The following is an 18,982-nucleotide window of genomic DNA, read 5'->3' as shown; positions in this document are numbered from 1 at the left end:
GGCTTTATTATCGTTTTTGCCCTAGCTGGAATGATCCGCTACGATAACCCAGCGACCGGCAATGCGGCGAAAAACCAGCAGAAAATGCCCCCCAAGGTCGCCGGCGGCGGGGCGGGCGAGCTGCCACCGACCTACAACGTGGGCTGCGTCGGGACTGATGGGCGTAATGCGCAAGTTGGAAAACGTAAGTTGTCCCATAGCGGCGGCATCGGGGTAGCTGCGGCGGTAGTTATCCAGGGTTGGCTGCCAGCCGTAGGTCAGTCCACTTTTACCAATAAACACGAGCGAATCGGACTGCCAATAACCTTGCATAAAACCAGAAACATCGCCCCGATTCCAGGCCGCAGTCTGCGTTGTCAGCACTTGGCTGATATCCTGGCGCTGACTGCCGGGGCGCGTGGCGGCGCAACTACATAACAAGGCCATGCTCAGCACTACTCCGATGATTTGCTTCATGATATTTTTTTGAGAAACGTAAAACCGTCTTACGATAGCCTGAATAAATGTAGGAACCAGCCGCACTTCGGAGTTTGCGCCTACTTTTCCAGCAGCGCCCGCACGTAAGAAATGCCCCCCAGGCGGCGCATATTGCGCTGCACCCGCCGCTGCTTGGCCCGCGCTACCGGCCCTGGATTACTGGCTCGGAAGCGCAGCGGATTAGGCAGCACGCCCGCCAACAGCGCCGCTTCCGAAGCAGTAAGCTTGGCGGCCGATTTGTGGAAATAGCGCTGAGACGCAGCTTCTACCCCGAACGTGCAGTCGCCCATTTCGGCCACGCTCAAATACATTTCCATGATGCGGCGCTTGCTCCAGAGCGTCTCAATGAGAATGGTGAAATAGGCTTCCAACGCCTTGCGCACATAACTCCTCCCCGACCATAAAAACACATTTTTGGCTACCTGCTGGCTGATGGTGCTCCCGCCAACCAGCTGCTTACCGCCCTCGGAATTGCGCTTGACGGCCTGTTGAATTGCTTTCACATCGAAGCCCCGATGCTGCAAAAAGCGCTGATCTTCAGCCGCCACCAGCGCCAGCGGTACCTGCGGCGATACTTCATCCAGGGTTTTAAAATTGTAGCTGATGCGGCGGTCGTCTTCGCGGATGCCGTAGTAGCCGCGGCCAATGGGTGCGTGGGCGCGGCGGTCGAGCATAAGCCAGGTAGCCGGCGGGGAGAGCCACCGATATATAAGCACCCAAGCTACCGTGGTAAGAAACAGAGCCGCGACAATTTGCAGCAATATCCGCCACACCCGCCGCCCATGTTGCCGGAATTTTGTTTTCATCAAATAAAGCCGTTCTTCTTTCCCATCCATTCTGATGAGAGGCACTGAAAGGGCAAAAGTAACGCATTTGGGCGCGCAGCAACCCGATACCAGCGTTTTTAGCCTATTTTCGTCGCCAATATTGTTGAGCTCCTATGCCCCGTATCCTTCCTCTGTTTCCGTTGAACCTCGTGGTATTTCCCGGCGAGAAGCTCAATCTGCACATCTTCGAGCCGCGCTACCGCCAGCTCGTGCGCGACTGCATCGAGTCGGACCTGACCTTTGGCATCCCGCCTTATCTCAACGATGGCGTAAGTGAGCTGGGTACTGAAGTACGCCTGCTAAGCGTAGAAAAGGCCTACGACAGCGGTGAGCTAGATATCAAAACGAAGGGCATCGGGGTATTTCGCATCCGCGAGTTCTACCGCGAAGCCCCCGGCAAGCTCTACGCCGCTGGCCAGGTTGACACGATTGAGGACGACCCCGAAGAAGACCCTACGCTGAAGGTGCGCATCAATGAATACGTGCGCCAACTTTACGATACGCTGGGCCTGCGCAAGATATTTCTGGATTTGCCCCCCAACTACCGCATTTACGATATTGCTCACAACCTAGGCTTCAGCACCGAGCAGGAGTACCAGCTATTGCAGGCCACCAGCGAGTTGGAGCGCCAATCGATGGTGCTGGAGCACCTCGAAAACGTGCTCCCTATCATCCTCGAAACTGAGCGTTTGAAGGAGCGCGCCCGCCTCAATGGGCACTTCAAGAACCTGACGCCGCCGAATTTTTAACGGGTTCAGGGGCTTTACCAGTTGGTGCGGCGCAGCTTTTCGGGCTGCTGCACCCGAATAAATTTGTTGGTCAGCTCGATAATACCATCCTGGCGAAACTCGCTCAGCGTGCGGCTCAATGACTCGGGCGCCGTGCCAATCAAGGCCGCCATGTCATCGCGGGACAGCTGAATCTGGGGGTCGGTGGGGTTAATGGCGCGCTGCTGCTCGTGCAGGCGCAGGAGCGTATCGGCCACGCGCTTGCGCAGGGAGTTATAAGCCATGTCAAGCAACAGATCCTCTTGCTCGCGCACCCGGCCCGCCAGTAGGCGCACAAACTGCTGACTTACCTCCGGATTCCGCATCACCAGCTGGGTAAAGTCGTCGGCCGGAATGTAAAGCAGAACGGAATCTTCCACGGCTACCGCCGAGTCGTGGTGGGCAGTGCCCTCGAGGAGCGCTTTATAGCCAAAAAAGTCCCCCGCCTGATACAAACCTGTAATTAGCTCCTTGCCGGCGGCGGTAGTTTTGCTGGTCTTCACTCTCCCCGACTGCACAAAATATAGCCGCGTAGCTTCGTCTCCCTCAGCATACACAATCTGCTTGCGAGGTATCGAATGCGGCTTCCGATCGGCGGAAAGTGCGGTGAGGCTGCCCGTTTTCTGGGCATCGTGCAAAAACTCATCGAGCCCCCCAGCGTGCAAATCATACTCTGGCTTTAGGTGCTGAAAACGGTTCAGACGACCAGCAATGGCACTCAGCAACTCGCTGCTATCGAAGGGTTTGGTCAGGTAGTCATCGGCTCCTAGTTCCATGCCTTTGCGCAGGTCGGTGCGCTCTGTTTTGGCCGTCAGGAAGATAAAGGGCACCCCCGAGAGCTGCGGATTCTGATTAAAAATGTGCAGCACGCCGTAGCCATCCAGCACGGGCATCATAATATCGCACACCACCAGATCAGGCTTGGTTTCCAGCGCTTTTTCTATCCCCACCTTGCCATTTTCCGCCGTGATAACATTGTAGCCGGTCATTTCGAGAATCTCGGCGGTGTTCTCACGAATGAAATCGTTGTCCTCAATCAGCAGAATGGTTTTCATAAGGGATCTTAATAGTGACGGTAGTGCCTACATCGAGTGTACTCTGCAGGGTAATGGTGCCATTCATTAGCTCCAAATACTTGGCAATAATATACAGGCCCAGGCCGGTGCCCGGTACGTTCGTTACGTTGCGAGCCCGAAAAAACCGCTCAAACAAGTGCTCCTGATCTTCTGCCGAGATACCTACGCCGTGGTCCCGGACCACCAGCGTGAGCTGCTCCCCGGCGCACTCGGCTGCTATTTCGACTACAGTATCTGGCCCAGAATATTTGATGGCGTTCGAGAGTAAATTCACCACAATTTTGCGCAGCAGCGAAGGATCGAGCCAGACAGCCTCGGGGCAATTGAATTGCTGAATAACGGTTTGTCCCGGCTTCAACAAGCCCTGCACATCGGTAATGGTATCATTCAGCAGCGCCGACAAGATGAGGCGGGCGGGGCGGGCCTCCACTCTGCCTTCCTCAATACGCCCCACCGACAGGAACTCCTCCAGAATATCATTCAAGTGATTGACCGACTGGCGGATGCGCTCGAGGTGGCGCAGACGCTTATCCTGCTGCTCGGTGGTGGGGTACTTCTCAATAAGCGAAGCGGAGGTAAGCACGGCCGTAAGCGGCGTCCGAAACTCGTGCGAGGCCATGGATACGAAACGGGATTTTAGCTCACCCAGCTCCTGCTCAGCGGCCAGAGCCTTTGCCAGCTCATCTTTACGCTGCTCCAACTGCTCCAGCGTGCTCAGCAGCGCATGCGTACGGTCGGCCACCTTTTGCTCCAGCTCGGCGTTGAGCCGTTCCACGCGCTGCCGTTCCGAAATCAGGGCTTGCTGGGCGTTCTTTTTGAAGGTGATATCAAGAATGTAGGACACCACAAACAGCTCCTCATCGAGGTAAAAATAGCTGAGGCTCACTTCTACTGGAAATACCGACCCGTCTTTACGCAGCGCTTCCAAATCGCCCCGGTGCGCGCCCATGGAGCGTACCTGGGGCTGAGCATTGAATGATTCGCGCAGATTCTCGTGGCGGCGGCCACCTGCATTTGGCACTAGGGCTTCAATTTTCTGCCCAACCAGCTCGCCCTCAGAATAGTCGAACTGCTGGTGAGCCATCTGATTGGCCGAGATAATCGTCCCACTCCGATTGCACACGACAATACCGATGGTGGCGTTGGCAAATACGGCCTCGAAACGGCGTACGCTCTGGGCCAGTTCGCGCTCGGCCTGCAGCAGGCGATTCTGCTCCGTGAGACGAACCATATAATACGGCTTGCCAGCCACCTCAAAATAGGTGAGCTCGATGTGGGCCTGCAACAAATTCCTTCCTGGCCGGTTGATTTCCACCTCGGCTTCCTGACGGTGGCTTTGCCGGGCTTTCGCAAGCAGGGCAGTCCATTCAGCTTCCGTAAAACTGGGGGTAAGTAGCGTGCGGGCGGGCTCAGTTAATAGCTCCTCCTCTGAGTTATAGCCTAACAACTTTACTCCCGCCGGATTTACTCGCGCGAATCGCTTCTCGGTGGCGTCATAAACACCTACAAATTCGGTAGCCCGATTGAGCAGAATATCATTTATGGCGAGTGCAAAAGGGTTGTCTGGCATAGTAAAAGAAAATGCAAGCGAAGGGCGGCTGCGGGGGGCAAAATTTGCCCCCCGCAGCCGCTCAAGGGTATCATTTTGGAGTGCGTTGACTGGAACTGGAGTCAGTCAAAGGTGGTCAAAAATCGCCTGTAGAAATGATACGTGACAAATGTCAAGACGATACTTGACAACCCTCATGGAGGAACAGGAGGGCACGAGGCTAATTTTACGACATACATTTAACATATCCCATCATGTCCCCCTCTTCACCCCCACCTGTGCTGCAGCCCGACACGGCCGTTTTGCTGGTGCTGCTGCCGCTGGTTTCTGCGGGCGAAGCTTCGTCCGGGACACACAGCAACGCCTCGATTCGCACGCTGCAAGGGCGACTTGGTCCCGGAATACGAGTACTCAGGATTGACGAAGCCAGCCATCCGGCCGTGGTGCGCAGCTTCGGCACGCCCGAACTGCCCGCCTGCGTGCTGGTACGACAGGGAGTGGAGTTGTGGCGGCAGCACGGCCTGCCAGAAGATGAAGACGTTTTCTCTGCCCTGCTGGAAGCGGCGCACGCGCAGTAAACCACTTTTACGCTCTGCCCTCACTTTCCTCTAAAACAGGAGACTATTGGGAAGCAGAAGCAGTTAGTCATTACACTATGGGCATGGCCCCTGGAGATTGATACTCTTCAGGGGCCATGCCCTTCTTTTTGGTAGCTAGTTTCAAGGTCGGAATCATAAAAACATATACTTCGCGACAGTCTGCACCGCTTTCGGGTGGATCATTATATAAATTATATTCTTAGTGCCTAACCATAAAGCAGAGAGGAATTACCGACTGCTCTTATGACCTTATCGTCGATCGGTTAACTGAGCTAAGGAAGGAGGCCGATGTACGTTTGCCGCTCTAGCTTAGGTCAGAGCTTCGCGGGCTCAAATCGGAGCTACCGATTTGAGCTTGCCCGCAGCACTGAAGTGCTTACGCATGCTCCTCCTGAGAAACTTCCGTACCGACGACGGCCACTTCTAGCAGCACGCCGACATACACAAGCCCTCTGTGGAGAGACAGATTGAAGCGCCTTGGGCCGAGTAGATGGACAGTTATGTCAGTGCCCCTAGTGTAACGAGTACGAGTGGAAGCAGTGTGCCTTGGATACCCTTTATGCTAAACGTCAATCTGTAGTTTAAAATAGCATCAAACGATTACGTTGGCTTAATTCCACCCCCTATTTCGACTAAATAAACCCGCCTTTTCCCGATGTTGCGGCGCTACTTTTATCCTAGTCAACCCAGAAAAGGGAATGCATTTACTGATTTCTTTTTCAGGGCCTACGCTAGGTTCTTCCTGCCATTGAGAAGTCCACTGACCGAGCTAAGTAGGCTTTCACTTTCTTCATCTTCCCACCTGTTCCGGTTCACCCCGGAATGCCAAACTTCACTCTATGAAACGAGAATGGCTACTCCTGTGCGGTACGCTCTTATCCCTCAAAGGGACGGACGCCTTCAGCGCCCCGAGCCCCGCTTCCCGAGACGGCGCCGCGTGGGCTCTCGCCTCCTCTACCATCCCTGAAAAAGCCCCCCGCACTCCCGACCTGACCATCACCGGCACCATCACCGATGAGAAAGGCCAGGGCCTGCCCGGCGCGACCGTGGTGGTGAAGGGCACCACCATTGGCACCGGCACCGATACCCAGGGCAAGTTCACGCTGACCGTGCCCGAGGCCAACGCCGGCGGCACCCTGGTGGTCAGCTTCGTGGGCTACACCTCCCAGGAAATACCCATTAGCGGCCGCACCAGCATCAGCGTGCAGCTCCGGCCCGATGCTCAGGCTCTAAGCGAAGTGGTGGTGGTAGGCTACGGCACCCAGAAGCGGGAGGATGTAACGGGCTCCGTGGCTTCCGTGCCCACGGACCGCCTGGAGAAAATTCCGATCTCGAACGTGGCCCAGGCCCTGCAGGGCGCGGTGGCCGGCGTCACCATCACGGCGCCCTCGAGCGTGCCCGGCAGCCAGCCCAACATTCAGATTCGGGGGGTGCGCTCCATTACGGCCGGCACCAACCCTTACCTGGTGGTGGATGGGGTGCCGTTTCCGGGTAACCTCAACGACATCAACCCCAACGACATTGCCTCCATTGAGATTCTGAAAGATGCCTCCTCCACCGCCATCTACGGAACACGGGGCTCCAACGGGGTCATTCTGGTGACCACCAAGCGCGGCAAAACCGGCAAGCCCCAGATTCGCTACAACGGCTACGGCGGCCCCGAGTACATGGTCAACAACCTCCACCCGCTCGACGGACCGGCCTTCTCGGAGAAGTGGCAGGAGTTTACCCGCCAGCGGGGCATTAACCTTACGCCCGTGCCCAACACTGGGGAACTGGCCAACTACGAGGCGGGTAAAACCACCGACTGGATGGATTTGATTTCCCAGCGGGGCTCCATTCAGAACCACAACGCGTCCATCTCGGGCGGCACCGAGGACGTGAAGTACTTCGTGTCGGGCGACTACTTCAAGCAGCGCGGCATCATCAAGGGCTACCAGTTCCAGCGCATCAGCCTGCGCACAAACATCGATGCTAACCTGACGCCCTGGCTGCGCATTGGCACTTCGGCCTTCTACTCCACCTCCAACGACGACGGGGGCCGAGCCAGCCTCAGCCTGGCGCAGGTGCTGAGCCCCTACGGCACGCCTTTCAATCCCGACGGCACCTACACCATTTTCCCGCAGCCCCCGGAGCAGCTGGTGAACAACGCTTTGCTCGGGCTAACCACCCAGCGCGAGGACCGGGTCAATCAGCTCACCGGCACGGGCTACGCCGAGGTGGAGCCGACCTTTTTGGAAGGCTTGAAGTACCGGGTGAACGGCACCTACTCCTACCGGCCGGGCCGCTTCGCCAACTATGCCGGCCGGCCCGCGGGGGATCTGCGCGGCACCGCTCAGCTTATCAACGACGAGCGCCAGAACTACACGGTCGAGAACATCCTGTTCTACAACAAGAGCATCGGCAAGCATAACTTCGACCTGACGGCCCTCTACAGCGCCCAGCAGAACCGCTATTTCACGACCAGCGAAACGGCCACCGGCTTTATCAATGACCGGATCGGCTTCAACAGCATCGGCTCGGGCGCCAACGCGCCCACCATTAGCTCCTTCAACGAGCGGCGGACCCTGGTCTCGCAAATGGGCCGCCTGAACTACAACTACGACAGCCGCTACCTGCTCACCGTTACGGCCCGGCGCGACGGCTCCTCCGTGTTCGGGGCCGACGCCGACAAGTACGCCGTCTTCCCCTCTATTGCCCTGGGCTGGAACATAGCTAACGAGGCTTTTTTGAAGGATCAGGCGGCGGTGAACTTGCTGAAGCTGCGCTTTTCCTACGGCACCACGGGCAATGAGGGCATCAACCCCTACCAGACCATTACGGGCAACGCCCTGCTGCAGTACGCCTACGGAGGCGTGGCGGCCACGGGCCTGCGGGCCGACCGCATCGGCAACACCCGGCTGAAGTGGGAGCAAACCACCAGCAGTAACTACGCCGTGGACTTTGGGGTCCTGAAAAACCGCATTACGGGCACCGTGGAGTACTACAACGCCGAAACCGAAGACCTGCTGTTGAACCGCCAGATTCCGATTATCTCGGGCTACGGCACCATTCTCGACAATGTGGGCTCGGTGCGTAACCGGGGCATAGAAATGAGCTTGACCACGGCCAACGTGCAGACGCCCGATTTCACTTGGGAAACAACCCTGAACGCCTCGGGCAACCGCAACAAGCTCTTGAGCCTGGGCTACACCGACGCCGATGACATCGGCAACCGCCTCTTCATCGGCCGCTCCCTGGGGGCCGTGTATGACTACGTGAAAACCGGCGTCTGGCAGGTGGGCGAGGACCCAGCCGGCCTGGACCCAACGGCCAAGCCCGGCGACCTCAAGTTTGAAGATCTGAACGGCGACGGGCAAATCACGACTCTCGACCGCAAGTACCTGGGCTCGACCCTGCCCAAGTGGCAAGGCGGCATTACCAACACCTTTACTTATAAGGGAATAAGCCTGCGGGTGTTTATCCAGACCGTGCAGGGCGTTCTCAAGAACAACAACAACCTGAACTTCCTGGACTTGGGCGGCCGCCTGAACGTGCCGCGCGAGGTCGGCTACTGGACGCCCCAAAACCAGAGTCAGGACCGGCCTGGCCTGAGCTACATCAATCCCCGCGGCTACGGCTTCCCCACCAACGGCAGCTTCACCCGCCTTAAGGACTTAACGCTGAACTACGCTTTCCCAGCTCCGTTGCTGGATAAGCTGCGCCTGGGCACCCTGTCGGTGTACGTGAGCGGGCGCAACCTTTATACTTGGACCGACTGGGTGGGCTGGGACCCTGAGCAGACCTACACGTTGGGCAACGGCACGGGCAACATCGACAACCCCGTCAGCCTGCTTACTTCCTCCACCAACTTCAGTCCCACCACGAGCGTCAACAGCGGCACCGCGGGCCAAAACCCCAACTTCCCGACCGTTCGCTCCTTCGTGTTTGGGCTCAACATTGGGTTGCGCTAACCCTCCCACCCGACTTAGCACTCCGATATATGAAACGTTTTACGATAGCTCTTACGGCCTTACTCATTACCTCCCAGCTGGTCAGCTCGTGTAAAGATGAGTACCTGGAAGAAAATCCGGCCTCCCTTTACACCCCCCAAACGGTGCTCGTGGACTCCCTAGGCTTTGAGTCGGCCATGGCTGGCCTGCAGTCGGTGGTGCGCGAGCAGTACACTCGCTCCGACGAGCAGGGCTTGCTGGGCATGATGCAGCTGGGCACCGACGTGGCCATTCCGGGCCAGGTGCAGGGCGCGGAAATCCCTTACTACAACTACGGCCTGCTCAACGCCCAAGACCAGGCCAGCGCCGTGATGTGGAGTTGGGCCTACCGCACCATCAACAACGCCAACCAGATTATTCAGGCGGCAGAAACGGCCCCGGCCACCCTGCGCCAGGGCTACAAAAACCGCATCAGCGGGGAGGCGCGCTTCTTCCGGGCCTACGCCTACAACTTCCTGGCGACGCTCTGGGGCGATGTGCCGCTGATTGAGCAGGCCATTACGGCCCCGCGCACCGATTTCACCCGCACGCCGGTGGCTGATGTCAACGCTTTTATCATCAATGACTTGACTACGGCCATTCCCAACATGTTTATCGCCAGCCGGGCCGCCTCTGGTCGCATCACCCGGGGCGCGGCCCAGCACTTGCTCGGCGAGGTGTACCTGCGCGCGGGCCAGCCCGCGCTGGCCGAGAAGGTGCTGCAGGAGCTCATCGCCAGTGGGCAGTACCGGCTCATCACGGCCCGCTACGGGGTGCGGGCCAGCGCGCCCGGCGACTACTTTGCCGACATGTTCATCATCGGCAACCAACGCCGCAGCCAGGGCAACACGGAGCTGATCTGGGGAATTGAGCAGCAGCTGCTCGTGCCTGGGGGCACCACCAGTGCCCAGCAGCGCCGCATGTGGGTGCCCGCTTACTACAACATCCGGGGCATGGCCCTGGCCGACTCCTTGGGGGGCCGTGGCCTGGGCCGCCTGCGCCTGAGCAACTGGGTGGACTACCGCCTGTATTCGCCGGAGGATATCCGCAACTCCAAGTACAACCTCAAGCGCCGGTTTTACTACAACGACCCGGCCCAAACGGCCCTCTTTGGTCGGCCCGTCACGGGCCTGCGGGGCTCGGATACCATCTTCAACATCACGCCCTACACCACTAAGTGGAACCAGTTTGACCCCTCCGATACCTTCGGCTTTGGCACCATCAAGGACCTGACCATGATGCGCTTGGGCGAAACCTACCTGTTGCTGGCCGAGGCCCAGTTCAAGCAAGGCAACACCGCCGGGGCCGCCGCTAGCCTCAACGTGCTGCGCACCCGGGCCCGCGCCGCCCAGATCACGGCCGGCGAGGTCACTCTCAACCTCATTCTGGATGAGCGGGCCCGCGAGCTGATTGGCGAGGAGCAGCGCCGCCTGACCCTCATGCGCACGGGCACCCTGATTGAGCGCACCCAGCGCCTGAACGGGGCCTCCGTCACTGGCCTGACGGCCAAGAACGTACTGCTGCCCATCCCTCAGACCTCTATTGACTTGAACAGCGACGCCCAGCTCGTCCAGAACCCGGGTTACTAAGCTTAGCATCGGCTAACAAGCTATAAAAAAGCCCCCCAGGCCGCTATTCGCGGCCGTTGGGGGCTTTTTTATGGATGATTATGGAATACGACCACGCCCGTGCCGGCCGCGGTTCTGGTCCTTTTGGCTTACTTACTTTGGTAAATGATGCGGCCTTTGCTAATGGTATAGGCCACCTTCGTCAGGTGCTCGATGTTAACGGCCGGATCTGCCGTCAGCAGCACCAGATCCGCCCGTTTGCCCACGGCAATGGTACCGGTTTGCTGGCTTAGCCCAAAGCGCTGGGCGGGGTTGGTAGTTAACGCGGCCAGAATCTGCGCAAACGACAGCCCGGCCTGAGCCAGCAGCTTATACTCCTGGGCCGGTGAGTAGTCCGACATAAAGCCCACGTCCGTCCCGAACAGAATTTGCCCCCCAACAGCGGCGTACGTACGCAACTGCTCCACCGCCGTGAGCAACAAGGGATGGTTCGCCGGGGCGTGGCCGGTGCGCTCTAATTCCCAGTGGTAGAGCTTAAGCGTAGGAATTAGGGCTACGTGCTGCGCGCGCAGGGCTTAAATAAGGGCAGGGGACCAATTCTTGCGGTCTTCGGGCGCGACGTGCACTGGCACGTCTACCCCGCCGGCGACGGCCGCAGCTACCCCCGTATTGTCGGTGGGGTGAGCAAATACAGGCTTCCCTTGCGCGTGGGCTGCAGCCGTCGCCGCCCGGATTACTTCCGGCGGCGTGGTCACAATGGCTTTGCCCGTGTGTGCCCGCGTACTGCTTCCGCCTCGCGTCCGAAAATGACTATGTTCTGCTTTCCCTTAGTAGAGCTTTAAGCCGTTGAGTTCACCGCTGCCTTGCCTGGGATGGTCGCGGCTGCGGAGCCAATTATTTTGCCCCCCGGCGGGTTGGGGGCTGCCACTCGAGAATGATAACGGGCTGAGCTGGCAGGTTTTCCAGGGTCTCGCCGTCGCCCTGGCCCGTGCGCTGCACGAATAGGTGCAGGATGCCCTGGCGGCGCCACTCTTCGGTATCATAGCTCGGCTCCCAATTGCCAACGGAGGTAGTGGTTAGGTCAGTGATAGTCCACTGGTTTTGCCGCAGATCAGCGCACTGGGCCACGGCGGCGCGGTCCTGGCGCTCCACGTCGCGGAAGAGCAGGTAGGCCGCCGTGGTGCCCTGCCTTGTTGCCACCAGCAGCTGGGGGCGCGAAATCGGGATTTTCTTGGTACCTACCCCGCTCAGGCTAAAGGGCGTAGTGCGCTGCCCTACCTGCGCCGTGCGCCACTGCGAGCCATCCAAGTAAATCAAGTGATACTGGGGCACTTGGGTGCCGGCGGGCCGCCAGTACGTGGCAATGTAGGGTATGCCGGCCGCGTCGGTAGTGATGGAGGTTTGGTTGATAAGCTCACTGTTCTGAGGAATGCGGGCGGCGTATTCGGCGGTGGCGGCCGTGATGGGCAGCTGGTACGCTTCGCCGGTGCTTTTCTGCCAGGTCAGGCCGCCATCCAGAGAGCGGGCATAGGCCATATCGTGGTTGGAGGCCACGTTGGGCGACTCGCGCCACACCCACGACACATGAATTGCCCCCGCGGGTCGATGCAGGCCTGCCAGTAGGCATTGCGCTGGCCTTCCCCATTGATGAGCACATCGTGTACGCGCGTCCAACGCTGCGTCCGGGGGCTGTAGCGGTTGAGCACAAGGTTGCCGTTGCCGGAGCTACCATCGCGGTAGAGAAAGAGCAGGTCGCCACTGGGAAAGCGGTGAAACTCAGGGTAAGTCACGTTTTGCTCTCCCCTCCCAACCATGGGCAGCAAGGGCGTGAGTTCCAGGGAGCCGGGCCGCACGCTGCGGCAATAGCGCAGAGGATTGCCGTGGTGGTCGAAAGATAGATGCAGGTAGCCAGCCCCATCCACCATCAAACTGATGACATTGTGGGCATCCTGCACCTTACCTTGGTAATGCGTGCGCTGCACCTGCCAGGGTCCGGCGGGCAGGCGGCGCTTGGCCAGCACCACATAGCCTAGGGAATCGTAGTAGGCAGTGTACTGCTCTCGTTGGTGACTCACGACGGAGTTTTTACGAAAAATGGCCCCGTTGACGTTGTTTTTTGCCCAGCCCAAGCCCACGGGCGTCTGGGCGGCAATTGGAAGGGAGCTTTCCAGATAGAGGCCGCTGAGCAGAAATAGAAAGGGGAGCCACCGGCCCCGGGCACGAAGTAAGTCCTTCATAGATTCGTTTGGAGCGGGTTACTCTTCCCCTAACCAGCGGTCAACTTTACGAGAAATACGGCTAACGGAGACTCGGCATGCTTTCCGGCCAGAGCTGACATATGACGTCCATACATTAGGGCGGGGGCTTTTTGGCAGGTCTGTAAAAAAGCCCCCCCGCAACTTCCTGAAAAGCCGAGTAACCAGGAGCGGGTTAATTCTTATCCAGATAGTGGTACATCTCGCTGGCGGCTAGCAGGAATGCCCCTACCCCAAAATTGGTCGTCGAGTTCTGGTTGACTACCTGGCCGGGGATGGCTTTCTCGCCAATAGGCTGCACGTAGCCCACGGTGCCGTCGGGTTGCAAAGCTGTGGTGGTGAGGTAGTGCCAGGCGCGCTGCACAGTGGGCAAGTAGTCCTTTTCATCCAGCACGCCGTGGTTGATGCCCCAGAGCAGACCGTAAGTATAGAAGGCCGTGCCGCTGGTTTCGGGGCCGGGCGCGTGCTCCGGGTCGAGCAGGCTGCGCGTCCAGTAGCCTTCGGGCCGCTGGGCCTGTTTGATGGCCGCAGCGAGGCCACGATACTTGCTGAGGTAGTCGGCCCGGTGCGGATCATCGGGGGGCAAATCCTGGAGCACCTTGGCCAGACCCGCCAGCACCCAGCCGTCGCCGCGGGCCCAGAAGTCCTTTTTGCCGTTCACCGACTTGTGCTGGGGGTACACGTACTTGGCGTCGCGGTAATAAAGCCCCGTTTCGGGATCGTGCATGATGCTGTTGGCGTAGCTGAAATACTCGTGCAGCTTCGTCAGATACTGCGGATTGTTGGTCACTTTATAAAGCTTGGTCATCACCGGCATCACCATGTAGAGCCCGTCGGCCCACCACCAGTAGTCGGAACGGTCGGTGCTCATCTCGTACTCCATCACCTCCCGGGCCCGGGCAATGCGCCGAGGTTCAGGCTTTAGGTTGTACAGGTCGATATAAGTCTGAAAGCAGATCTGCCAGTCGCCAAACAGCACATGGTCCGCTGTTTCGCCGTACTTATATTTCCAGGTAGCCTTGTCGTCGGAGGTAGCGCCCTTCCACTCATTATGCTCGGCCCAGGCTTCGGCGTACTGGCGGTACTTCTCATTTTTGGTCACGGCGTATGCGGCCATATTGCCCGTTTGGTAGGCAGCCGCGTCCCAGAACGACCACACCTGGGGCGGATGCGTGGCCTGCCAGTGGTCGTTTACCTTCGTGATGAAAGCCACCACCTCCTCTTTCTGGGGCTGGGCCGCTTGCGCACGGGTATTGGAAGTGGCGCAGCCGGCGCTTAGCAGCCCCGTTCCGATGGCCAGGAAGGCGGCACTTAGCAAATGTTTGTAGGGGGGCATAAAGCTTGGGACTAAGAGAAATCGACTGCTTTCGGCTGGTTTAGGTCGGGGGCTCAAACGCACAATGGGCGCCAGAATTCCGCTTTTATTTTCTGGGGGGCTTTTTCCGAATTACCGTTTTGCCCACGGGCTCAAACACATCAACTGGCAAGATATGCCCTTGGGCGTCGAAGCGCAGGGGCGAAATACAGGTTTCGCGGTTGAAGCCATTGCCGTCCGGAATACGGAAGCGGTGATAGGCAATCACCCACTGGTCGGTGCCGGGCACTTGCAGTACGGAGTGATGACCCGCGCCTTTCACCACGCCCCGGCCCTTCAGCACCGGATTTTGCGCGGCCTTCGTAAATGGCCCCATGGGCGAGCTGGCCGTGGCGTAAGCCACGGAATAGCGCGGGTCGCGGGTGTCGTACTCGCTCCACATGAGGTAGTATTGGCCCTGGCGCTTGAAGGCGAAAGCACCCTCGTTGTAGCCCGGCGGCTTGAAGTCGACGACGGCCGCAGGGTCAAAGGAAATCATGTCGGGGTTGAGCTTCACCACATGTCCCTGGCCCTGCCCGAAATACAAGTATGCCGAGCCATCGTCATCTAGTAGTACCATCGGGTCAATCATCTGGCCCTTGAATTGAGCTTTGGCAATTAGGGGCTTGCCCAGCGGGTCTTTGAAGGGGCCCGTGGGCTGGTCGGCCACGGCCACGCCAATGCTCTGGGCGGCGGAATAGTAATAGTAAAACTTGCCGTTCTTTTCGGCGATGGCCGGCGCCCAGGCATTCTTCGCAGCCCAGGTCAGGTCGCGGGGCAAGTCCAGAATCACTCCCTCGTTTTTCCACGTTACCAAGTCCTTCGAGGACCAGCACGTAAACGAAAAAGCCCCCCAGCCCGGAATACCGTCGGTGGTGGGGTACAGATAGTAGGTGGTGCCAAATGCGGCAATATGCGGGTCGGCGAATAAGCCAGGCAGCGCGGTGGGCGGGGCGTGCAGGGTGTCGGTCGGTGCCCGTTGCGCGAGGCTGGACACGCCAACCCAGCAGCACAGCAGAAGCAGAATAAAATGGCGCATAGATACTACGTTGTTTAAAAACCGCAACCGGGCGGTACCCTCCAGTGCCTCGGCAGGTTCCCACGCCTGCCGAGTTTCTCCTTCCTCAGAAGTGAAGCAGGATAGCTTCATAAGCACGTCCTCCTCTCCCACCACGAAGGAAAGACGTGCTTATGCCCTGCTCCGGTTGGTACCGCCCGTTGCGTTGCCGTCAGCTCCCTCATTAGGAAAGCTGCTTAGGTGAATCTTTGTAATAGCCGACAGCCATGCGCGAAAAAATGCTGGCTTGCTGTCGATGAGCCGCACCGGGCAGCCTTTTACTTTCCCGGTTATTGGTTGGAGCAACTAGGTTAGTTGGGTTTCGGGGCGGTCCCGGTCGTCCGCACTACGTCGAGAATAGGCTTCTCCACGCCGCTCAGCGTGGCCTGCTGGGGCTTCAATAACTCCAGCACCACAACTTCATTGGCACCCTTTTTTAGCCACTCGGCAGGCACGTACAGGGTTTGTTGGGGACCAATTTCCCAGTAGCGGCCCAGGTGGCGGCCGTTGATCCATACGCACCCTTTCCCCCACTGACTCATATCAAAGTAGGTGTCCGCGGTTTTGTCCAGGGTAAATGAGCCGCGGCGCAATACGGGTCCATTTCCCGGCGCAGCCGACTTAGCCGCCGGGGCCTGAGCGACGGTAGAAATGTCGTTGAACGGCAAGCGGAAGTGCTGCCAGCCAGTGAGTTCTGTGCCCGCGAAAGTGACCTGCTCGGTGATGCCCTTGCGGTTCTGATTCAGAAAGGGGCCGAAGTTGAGGCGGCCCAGGTTTTCGACCAAAATCTCCAGCGTCACGCGGCCGGGGGCAAATTTAGCTCCACCTGATCCTGCTCCAGGCGGCGGTCCAGGGTAGCCACGCGCTGCCCGTTCACCAGCACGACGCCGTAGTCGCGCAGGTCCTTAATTTTTAACGTACCCTTGCGGCCACCGGGTACCTGGGTGCGATACAGCACGAATCCATAATCCTGGTTCAGGTCTTCAAAGGTTTGGGGCTTAGGGCTGACCACGGCCTTGGGCAGCGCCGCCGTCAGGGTAGTTATCTTATTCAGGCTGATTGTTGGAATGCGTATTGCGGGCTTGGCCGCGGGCACTGGGGGCAGCGTCGTGCCTTTCGGCAGGTGCTTTTCAATAACGCTGCGGAACGACAGGAACTTGGGCGTGGCGTTGCCGGCCTCATCGAGGGGCGCGTCGTAATCGTAGCTGCTGATCTGGGGCTCGAAGCGGGTGCCTTCGCCTTTGTAGTTGGCCCCATTCATAAAGCCGCGGGTGGTGCCCCCGTGAAACATGTACATGTTGATAGAGATGCCGGCCGCCAGCACCGAGTCGAGGCGGGGGGCATATTTTTCGGCTGCCACGGTGTGATGGGGCGTGCCCCACCAATCAAACCACGCCGGGTACCACTCGGCAATATAGAATGGGCCCTTCCCGCCGTGATACGTGCGCACCAGCTGCTTGACCTGTTGGGGCTTGTCCAGCCCGTTCACGGCGGGCAGCAAACCGGGCAAGTGGCCTTCTTTTACTTTCTCGGCCGGGTCGCAGGTGTAAAGCAGGCCATCAAAGCCCGCCTGCTCGAACATCTTGCGGTTCAGGGCCAGGTAGTCCTTGTCGCTGGCGTAAAAACCGTACTCATTTTCCACCTGTACCATCAGCACGGGGCCGCCGTGGTTGACTTGCAGGGGCGCCAACTGCTTGGCTACCTCCTTCAGGTAGCGGCCGTAGGCGGCCAGGTAGTTGGGGTCTTTGCTGCGGACCACGAGGCTTTTATCCTTCTGCAGCCAGTATGGATAGCCACCAAACTCCCACTCCGCGCACACGTAGGGGCTCGGCCGCAGCACCACCCACATACCCTCTTCCTGGGCAATCTTCACAAAGGCGGCAATGTCATGATTACCCGCAAAATCGAACTTGCCGGGCTCGGGTTCGTGGGCGTTCCAGAACACATAGGTACCTATGGTGTTCAGGCCCATAGCCTTGGCCATGCGGATGCGGTGGCGCCACGCTTCCCGCGGAATGCGCGGGTAGTGCAGCTCGCCGGAAATCATCTGGAACGGCTTGCCATCGAGCAGGAAGCTCTCGTCGCCCAGCGTGAAGGTGTGCTTGGGCGTTTGCGCGTGAGTGGAAGCCGCAGCTAAAGTCAGCGCTCCTAGTAGCAAAGCCCGCAGAAGGTGCTTACGCATAGTGACGTATCGTTATTGATTGAAAAAACTCAGGTTCCACTGCTCCAGCCAGCTAATGCTGGGCTGGTTGTTCTTGAACTGCACAGGCAGCCAGAGGTAACGGCTGTCTTTCAGATCCTTGGGGTTCCAGCGGTCGGCCATGAAAATAAAAGCCCCCCGCTCACCTGCTACCGGCAGCACAAACGTGGACTGCCCGCCGAAAGTGAGTTTGGCGTTGGGGCCAATCATGGGGTCGCCCAGCAGTTGCCAGGGGCCGAACAGAGAGCTGGCTACGTGCAGCGACGCCTCATTGGGTGCCCAGCCGGTGCAGCCGCTGGTAATCAGGTAGTATTTGTCCCCCCGTTTGAATAAAGCTGGGGCTTCGCGGTGGTTAGCAAAGAGCAGCGAGTCCTGCGTGGTTGGGGTCAGGTAGTCGTCGGCCAGGCGGGCTAGGCGCAGGTCGTAGTTTTCGCGGGAGGAGTAGATATGATAAGCCGTGCCGTCATCATCCACATACAGGCCCATATCGCGCGACATGTTGTTGTTGGGCCGAAAGCTGCTCACATACCGAAACGGGCCGGTGGGCTTGTCGGCTACCGCTACGCCCGCGCGGGCCGCCTTGTAGCCCTGGTCTTTTAGCTCCAGGTGAAACCACATCACGTACTTGCCCGTGCGCTTATTGTAGATGACCTTAGGCCGCTCCATCAAGCAGCCTTGGGCAATGTCGTGTGCCGGATCTGACGACGGGGTGAGGGCTACGCCTTCGTACTTCCAGTTGTAAAGATCCGGCGAGGAATACACGTTCACGCCTTCCTCCTGGTGCTGCGCGCGTTTCTCCCCGTACCAATAGTAGGTTTTTCCTACCAGCAAAATGCCCCCGCCGTGGGCATTAATAAGGTTGCCCTCCGTGTCGTACCACAGCTCGCCCGGCCTGAAGGAAGTGTAGCGGGCGGGGGGCTTTTTCTGCGTGGCCCCCACTGGGGCAGGCTGTGCTAGGGCGTCAGGAGTCGCCAGCAGGAAGGCCAGAGGAAGCAGAGCGAGGAAACAGTTGCGCATGACGAGCAAGGATGAAACGGAGGAGGCCCAGCGGGTATCAGCCCAAGACCGGGCGGTGGGCAGCGCCGCGTTAAGCCTGGTAGAGAGACTAAAAGTACTGACGACCTGCCCCGCCTTGCGGGGGTGTTTTGGTTGAAAAGGGGGGGCAAAATGGTTAGGATGGCCTACAGGGCGCGGCGTAAGCTTTGAATACCGAGCAATTGTTAAATTCGGCTGCCCGGCCGACTCTGCAGCGGCCCCTCACGCACTCCCACTCCTATTCGCT

Annotated in this window: 15 protein-coding genes and 1 pseudogene; 4 read left to right on the top strand and 12 right to left on the bottom strand. The window is 58.9% G+C overall.

What is annotated here, in order from left to right:
* Positions 1-21 precede the first annotated feature (21 nt).
* Together G7064_RS01555 and mtgA are read right to left on the bottom strand one after the other, a co-directional pair.
* Positions 22-456: a YybH family protein gene (locus G7064_RS01555; RefSeq protein ID WP_166072169.1), complete on the bottom strand. Its 435-nt coding sequence runs from the start codon at positions 454-456 to the stop codon at positions 22-24.
* An 80-nt stretch (positions 457-536) separates the two neighbouring features.
* Positions 537-1,283, bottom strand: a complete 747-nt coding sequence (mtgA, locus tag G7064_RS01550; protein WP_133272924.1) for a monofunctional biosynthetic peptidoglycan transglycosylase — start codon at positions 1,281-1,283, stop codon at positions 537-539.
* Positions 1,284-1,417: 134 nt separating this feature from the next.
* On the opposite strand from mtgA, the gene G7064_RS01545 reads away from it, so the two are divergent.
* Positions 1,418-2,053, top strand: a complete 636-nt coding sequence (locus tag G7064_RS01545) for an LON peptidase substrate-binding domain-containing protein (RefSeq protein ID WP_166072168.1) — start codon at positions 1,418-1,420, stop codon at positions 2,051-2,053.
* Positions 2,054-2,067: 14 nt separating this feature from the next.
* Here G7064_RS01545 and G7064_RS01540 read toward each other — a convergent pair whose 3' ends face one another.
* Both G7064_RS01540 and G7064_RS01535 read right to left on the bottom strand, forming a co-directional pair.
* The gene (locus G7064_RS01540; protein ID WP_133272926.1) at positions 2,068-3,126 is read right to left on the bottom strand and encodes a response regulator; all 1,059 of its coding nucleotides are present in this window, start codon (positions 3,124-3,126) and stop codon (positions 2,068-2,070) included.
* Positions 3,104-4,717 carry a PAS domain-containing sensor histidine kinase gene (locus G7064_RS01535; RefSeq protein ID WP_166072167.1) on the bottom strand — a complete coding sequence of 538 codons (1,614 nt, stop codon included), beginning with the start codon at positions 4,715-4,717 and terminating at the stop codon, positions 3,104-3,106. The genes G7064_RS01540 and G7064_RS01535 overlap by 23 nt, the downstream gene beginning before the upstream one ends.
* Positions 4,718-4,950: 233 nt before the next feature.
* Here G7064_RS01535 and G7064_RS01530 point away from each other — a divergent pair, with 233 nt between their 5' ends.
* The 3 genes from G7064_RS01530 (at position 4,951) to G7064_RS01520 (ending at position 10,855) form a co-directional block, all read left to right on the top strand.
* Positions 4,951-5,274, top strand: coding sequence for a thioredoxin (locus tag G7064_RS01530; RefSeq protein WP_166072166.1), 324 nt, complete (start codon positions 4,951-4,953; stop codon positions 5,272-5,274).
* A gap of 860 nt (positions 5,275-6,134) precedes the next feature.
* Entirely contained in the window at positions 6,135-9,248 is a 3,114-nt protein-coding gene (locus G7064_RS01525) for a SusC/RagA family TonB-linked outer membrane protein (protein WP_166072165.1), read from the top strand.
* Between the two features lie 29 nt (positions 9,249-9,277).
* Entirely contained in the window at positions 9,278-10,855 is a 1,578-nt protein-coding gene (locus tag G7064_RS01520) for a RagB/SusD family nutrient uptake outer membrane protein (protein ID WP_166072164.1), read from the top strand.
* 128 nt (positions 10,856-10,983) lie between these two features.
* Here the strand turns inward: G7064_RS01520 and G7064_RS01515 are convergent, their stop codons facing one another.
* The 8 genes and pseudogenes from G7064_RS01515 to G7064_RS01485 all read right to left on the bottom strand — a co-directional run bounded on the left by G7064_RS01515 (position 10,984) and on the right by G7064_RS01485 (position 18,717).
* On the bottom strand, positions 10,984-11,316 hold the full coding sequence (locus G7064_RS01515) for an amidohydrolase family protein (RefSeq protein ID WP_166072163.1): 333 nt from the start codon (positions 11,314-11,316) through the stop codon (positions 10,984-10,986).
* A 93-nt stretch (positions 11,317-11,409) separates the two neighbouring features.
* Positions 11,410-11,589, bottom strand: a complete 180-nt coding sequence (locus tag G7064_RS01510) for a hypothetical protein (protein WP_166072162.1) — start codon at positions 11,587-11,589, stop codon at positions 11,410-11,412.
* 139 nt (positions 11,590-11,728) lie between these two features.
* Positions 11,729-13,071: pseudogene (locus tag G7064_RS22090) on the bottom strand (BNR repeat-containing protein).
* A 193-nt stretch (positions 13,072-13,264) separates the two neighbouring features.
* The gene (locus G7064_RS01500) at positions 13,265-14,425 is read right to left on the bottom strand and encodes a glycoside hydrolase family 88 protein (protein ID WP_166072161.1); all 1,161 of its coding nucleotides are present in this window, start codon (positions 14,423-14,425) and stop codon (positions 13,265-13,267) included.
* An 85-nt stretch (positions 14,426-14,510) separates the two neighbouring features.
* A complete protein-coding gene (locus G7064_RS01495; RefSeq protein WP_166072160.1) occupies positions 14,511-15,593 on the bottom strand; it encodes a family 43 glycosylhydrolase in 1,083 nt (360 codons plus the stop codon).
* Positions 15,594-15,811: 218 nt separating this feature from the next.
* Positions 15,812-16,300 carry a hypothetical protein gene (locus tag G7064_RS21845; protein WP_205711158.1) on the bottom strand — a complete coding sequence of 163 codons (489 nt, stop codon included), beginning with the start codon at positions 16,298-16,300 and terminating at the stop codon, positions 15,812-15,814.
* Positions 16,297-17,682: a glycoside hydrolase family 35 protein gene (locus tag G7064_RS01490; protein ID WP_205711157.1), complete on the bottom strand. Its 1,386-nt coding sequence runs from the start codon at positions 17,680-17,682 to the stop codon at positions 16,297-16,299. The genes G7064_RS21845 and G7064_RS01490 overlap by 4 nt, the downstream gene beginning before the upstream one ends.
* Positions 17,683-17,694: 12 nt before the next feature.
* Positions 17,695-18,717 (bottom strand): glycoside hydrolase family 43 protein, encoded by a 1,023-nt coding sequence (locus G7064_RS01485; RefSeq protein ID WP_166072159.1) that lies wholly within the window; start codon positions 18,715-18,717, stop codon positions 17,695-17,697.
* Between the last annotated feature and the right edge of the window lie 265 nt (positions 18,718-18,982).

Source organism: Hymenobacter sp. HDW8 (assembly GCF_011305775.1).
Taxonomy (GTDB): Bacteria; Bacteroidota; Bacteroidia; order Cytophagales; family Hymenobacteraceae; genus Hymenobacter; species Hymenobacter radiodurans.
The sequence above is the reverse complement of the archived record's forward strand: the minus strand, read 5'-3'. Positions and strand labels throughout refer to the sequence as shown.

Bases quoted from the DNA above. Each gene is read 5' to 3' on its own strand.
- G7064_RS01555 (WP_166072169.1), bottom strand. From the start codon at position 456: ATGAAGCAAATCATCGGAGTAGTGCTGAGCATGGCCTTGTTATGTAGT.
- mtgA (WP_133272924.1), bottom strand. From the start codon at position 1,283: ATGAAAACAAAATTCCGGCAACATGGGCGGCGGGTGTGGCGGATATTG.
- G7064_RS01545 (WP_166072168.1), top strand. From the start codon at position 1,418: ATGCCCCGTATCCTTCCTCTGTTTCCGTTGAACCTCGTGGTATTTCCC.
- G7064_RS01540 (WP_133272926.1), bottom strand. From the start codon at position 3,126: ATGAAAACCATTCTGCTGATTGAGGACAACGATTTCATTCGTGAGAAC.
- G7064_RS01535 (WP_166072167.1), bottom strand. From the start codon at position 4,717: ATGCCAGACAACCCTTTTGCACTCGCCATAAATGATATTCTGCTCAAT.
- G7064_RS01530 (WP_166072166.1), top strand. From the start codon at position 4,951: ATGTCCCCCTCTTCACCCCCACCTGTGCTGCAGCCCGACACGGCCGTT.
- G7064_RS01525 (WP_166072165.1), top strand. From the start codon at position 6,135: ATGAAACGAGAATGGCTACTCCTGTGCGGTACGCTCTTATCCCTCAAA.
- G7064_RS01520 (WP_166072164.1), top strand. From the start codon at position 9,278: ATGAAACGTTTTACGATAGCTCTTACGGCCTTACTCATTACCTCCCAG.
- G7064_RS01500 (WP_166072161.1), bottom strand. From the start codon at position 14,425: ATGCCCCCCTACAAACATTTGCTAAGTGCCGCCTTCCTGGCCATCGGA.
- G7064_RS01495 (WP_166072160.1), bottom strand. From the start codon at position 15,593: ATGAAGCTATCCTGCTTCACTTCTGAGGAAGGAGAAACTCGGCAGGCG.
- G7064_RS01490 (WP_205711157.1), bottom strand. From the start codon at position 17,682: ATGCGTAAGCACCTTCTGCGGGCTTTGCTACTAGGAGCGCTGACTTTA.
- G7064_RS01485 (WP_166072159.1), bottom strand. From the start codon at position 18,717: ATGCGCAACTGTTTCCTCGCTCTGCTTCCTCTGGCCTTCCTGCTGGCG.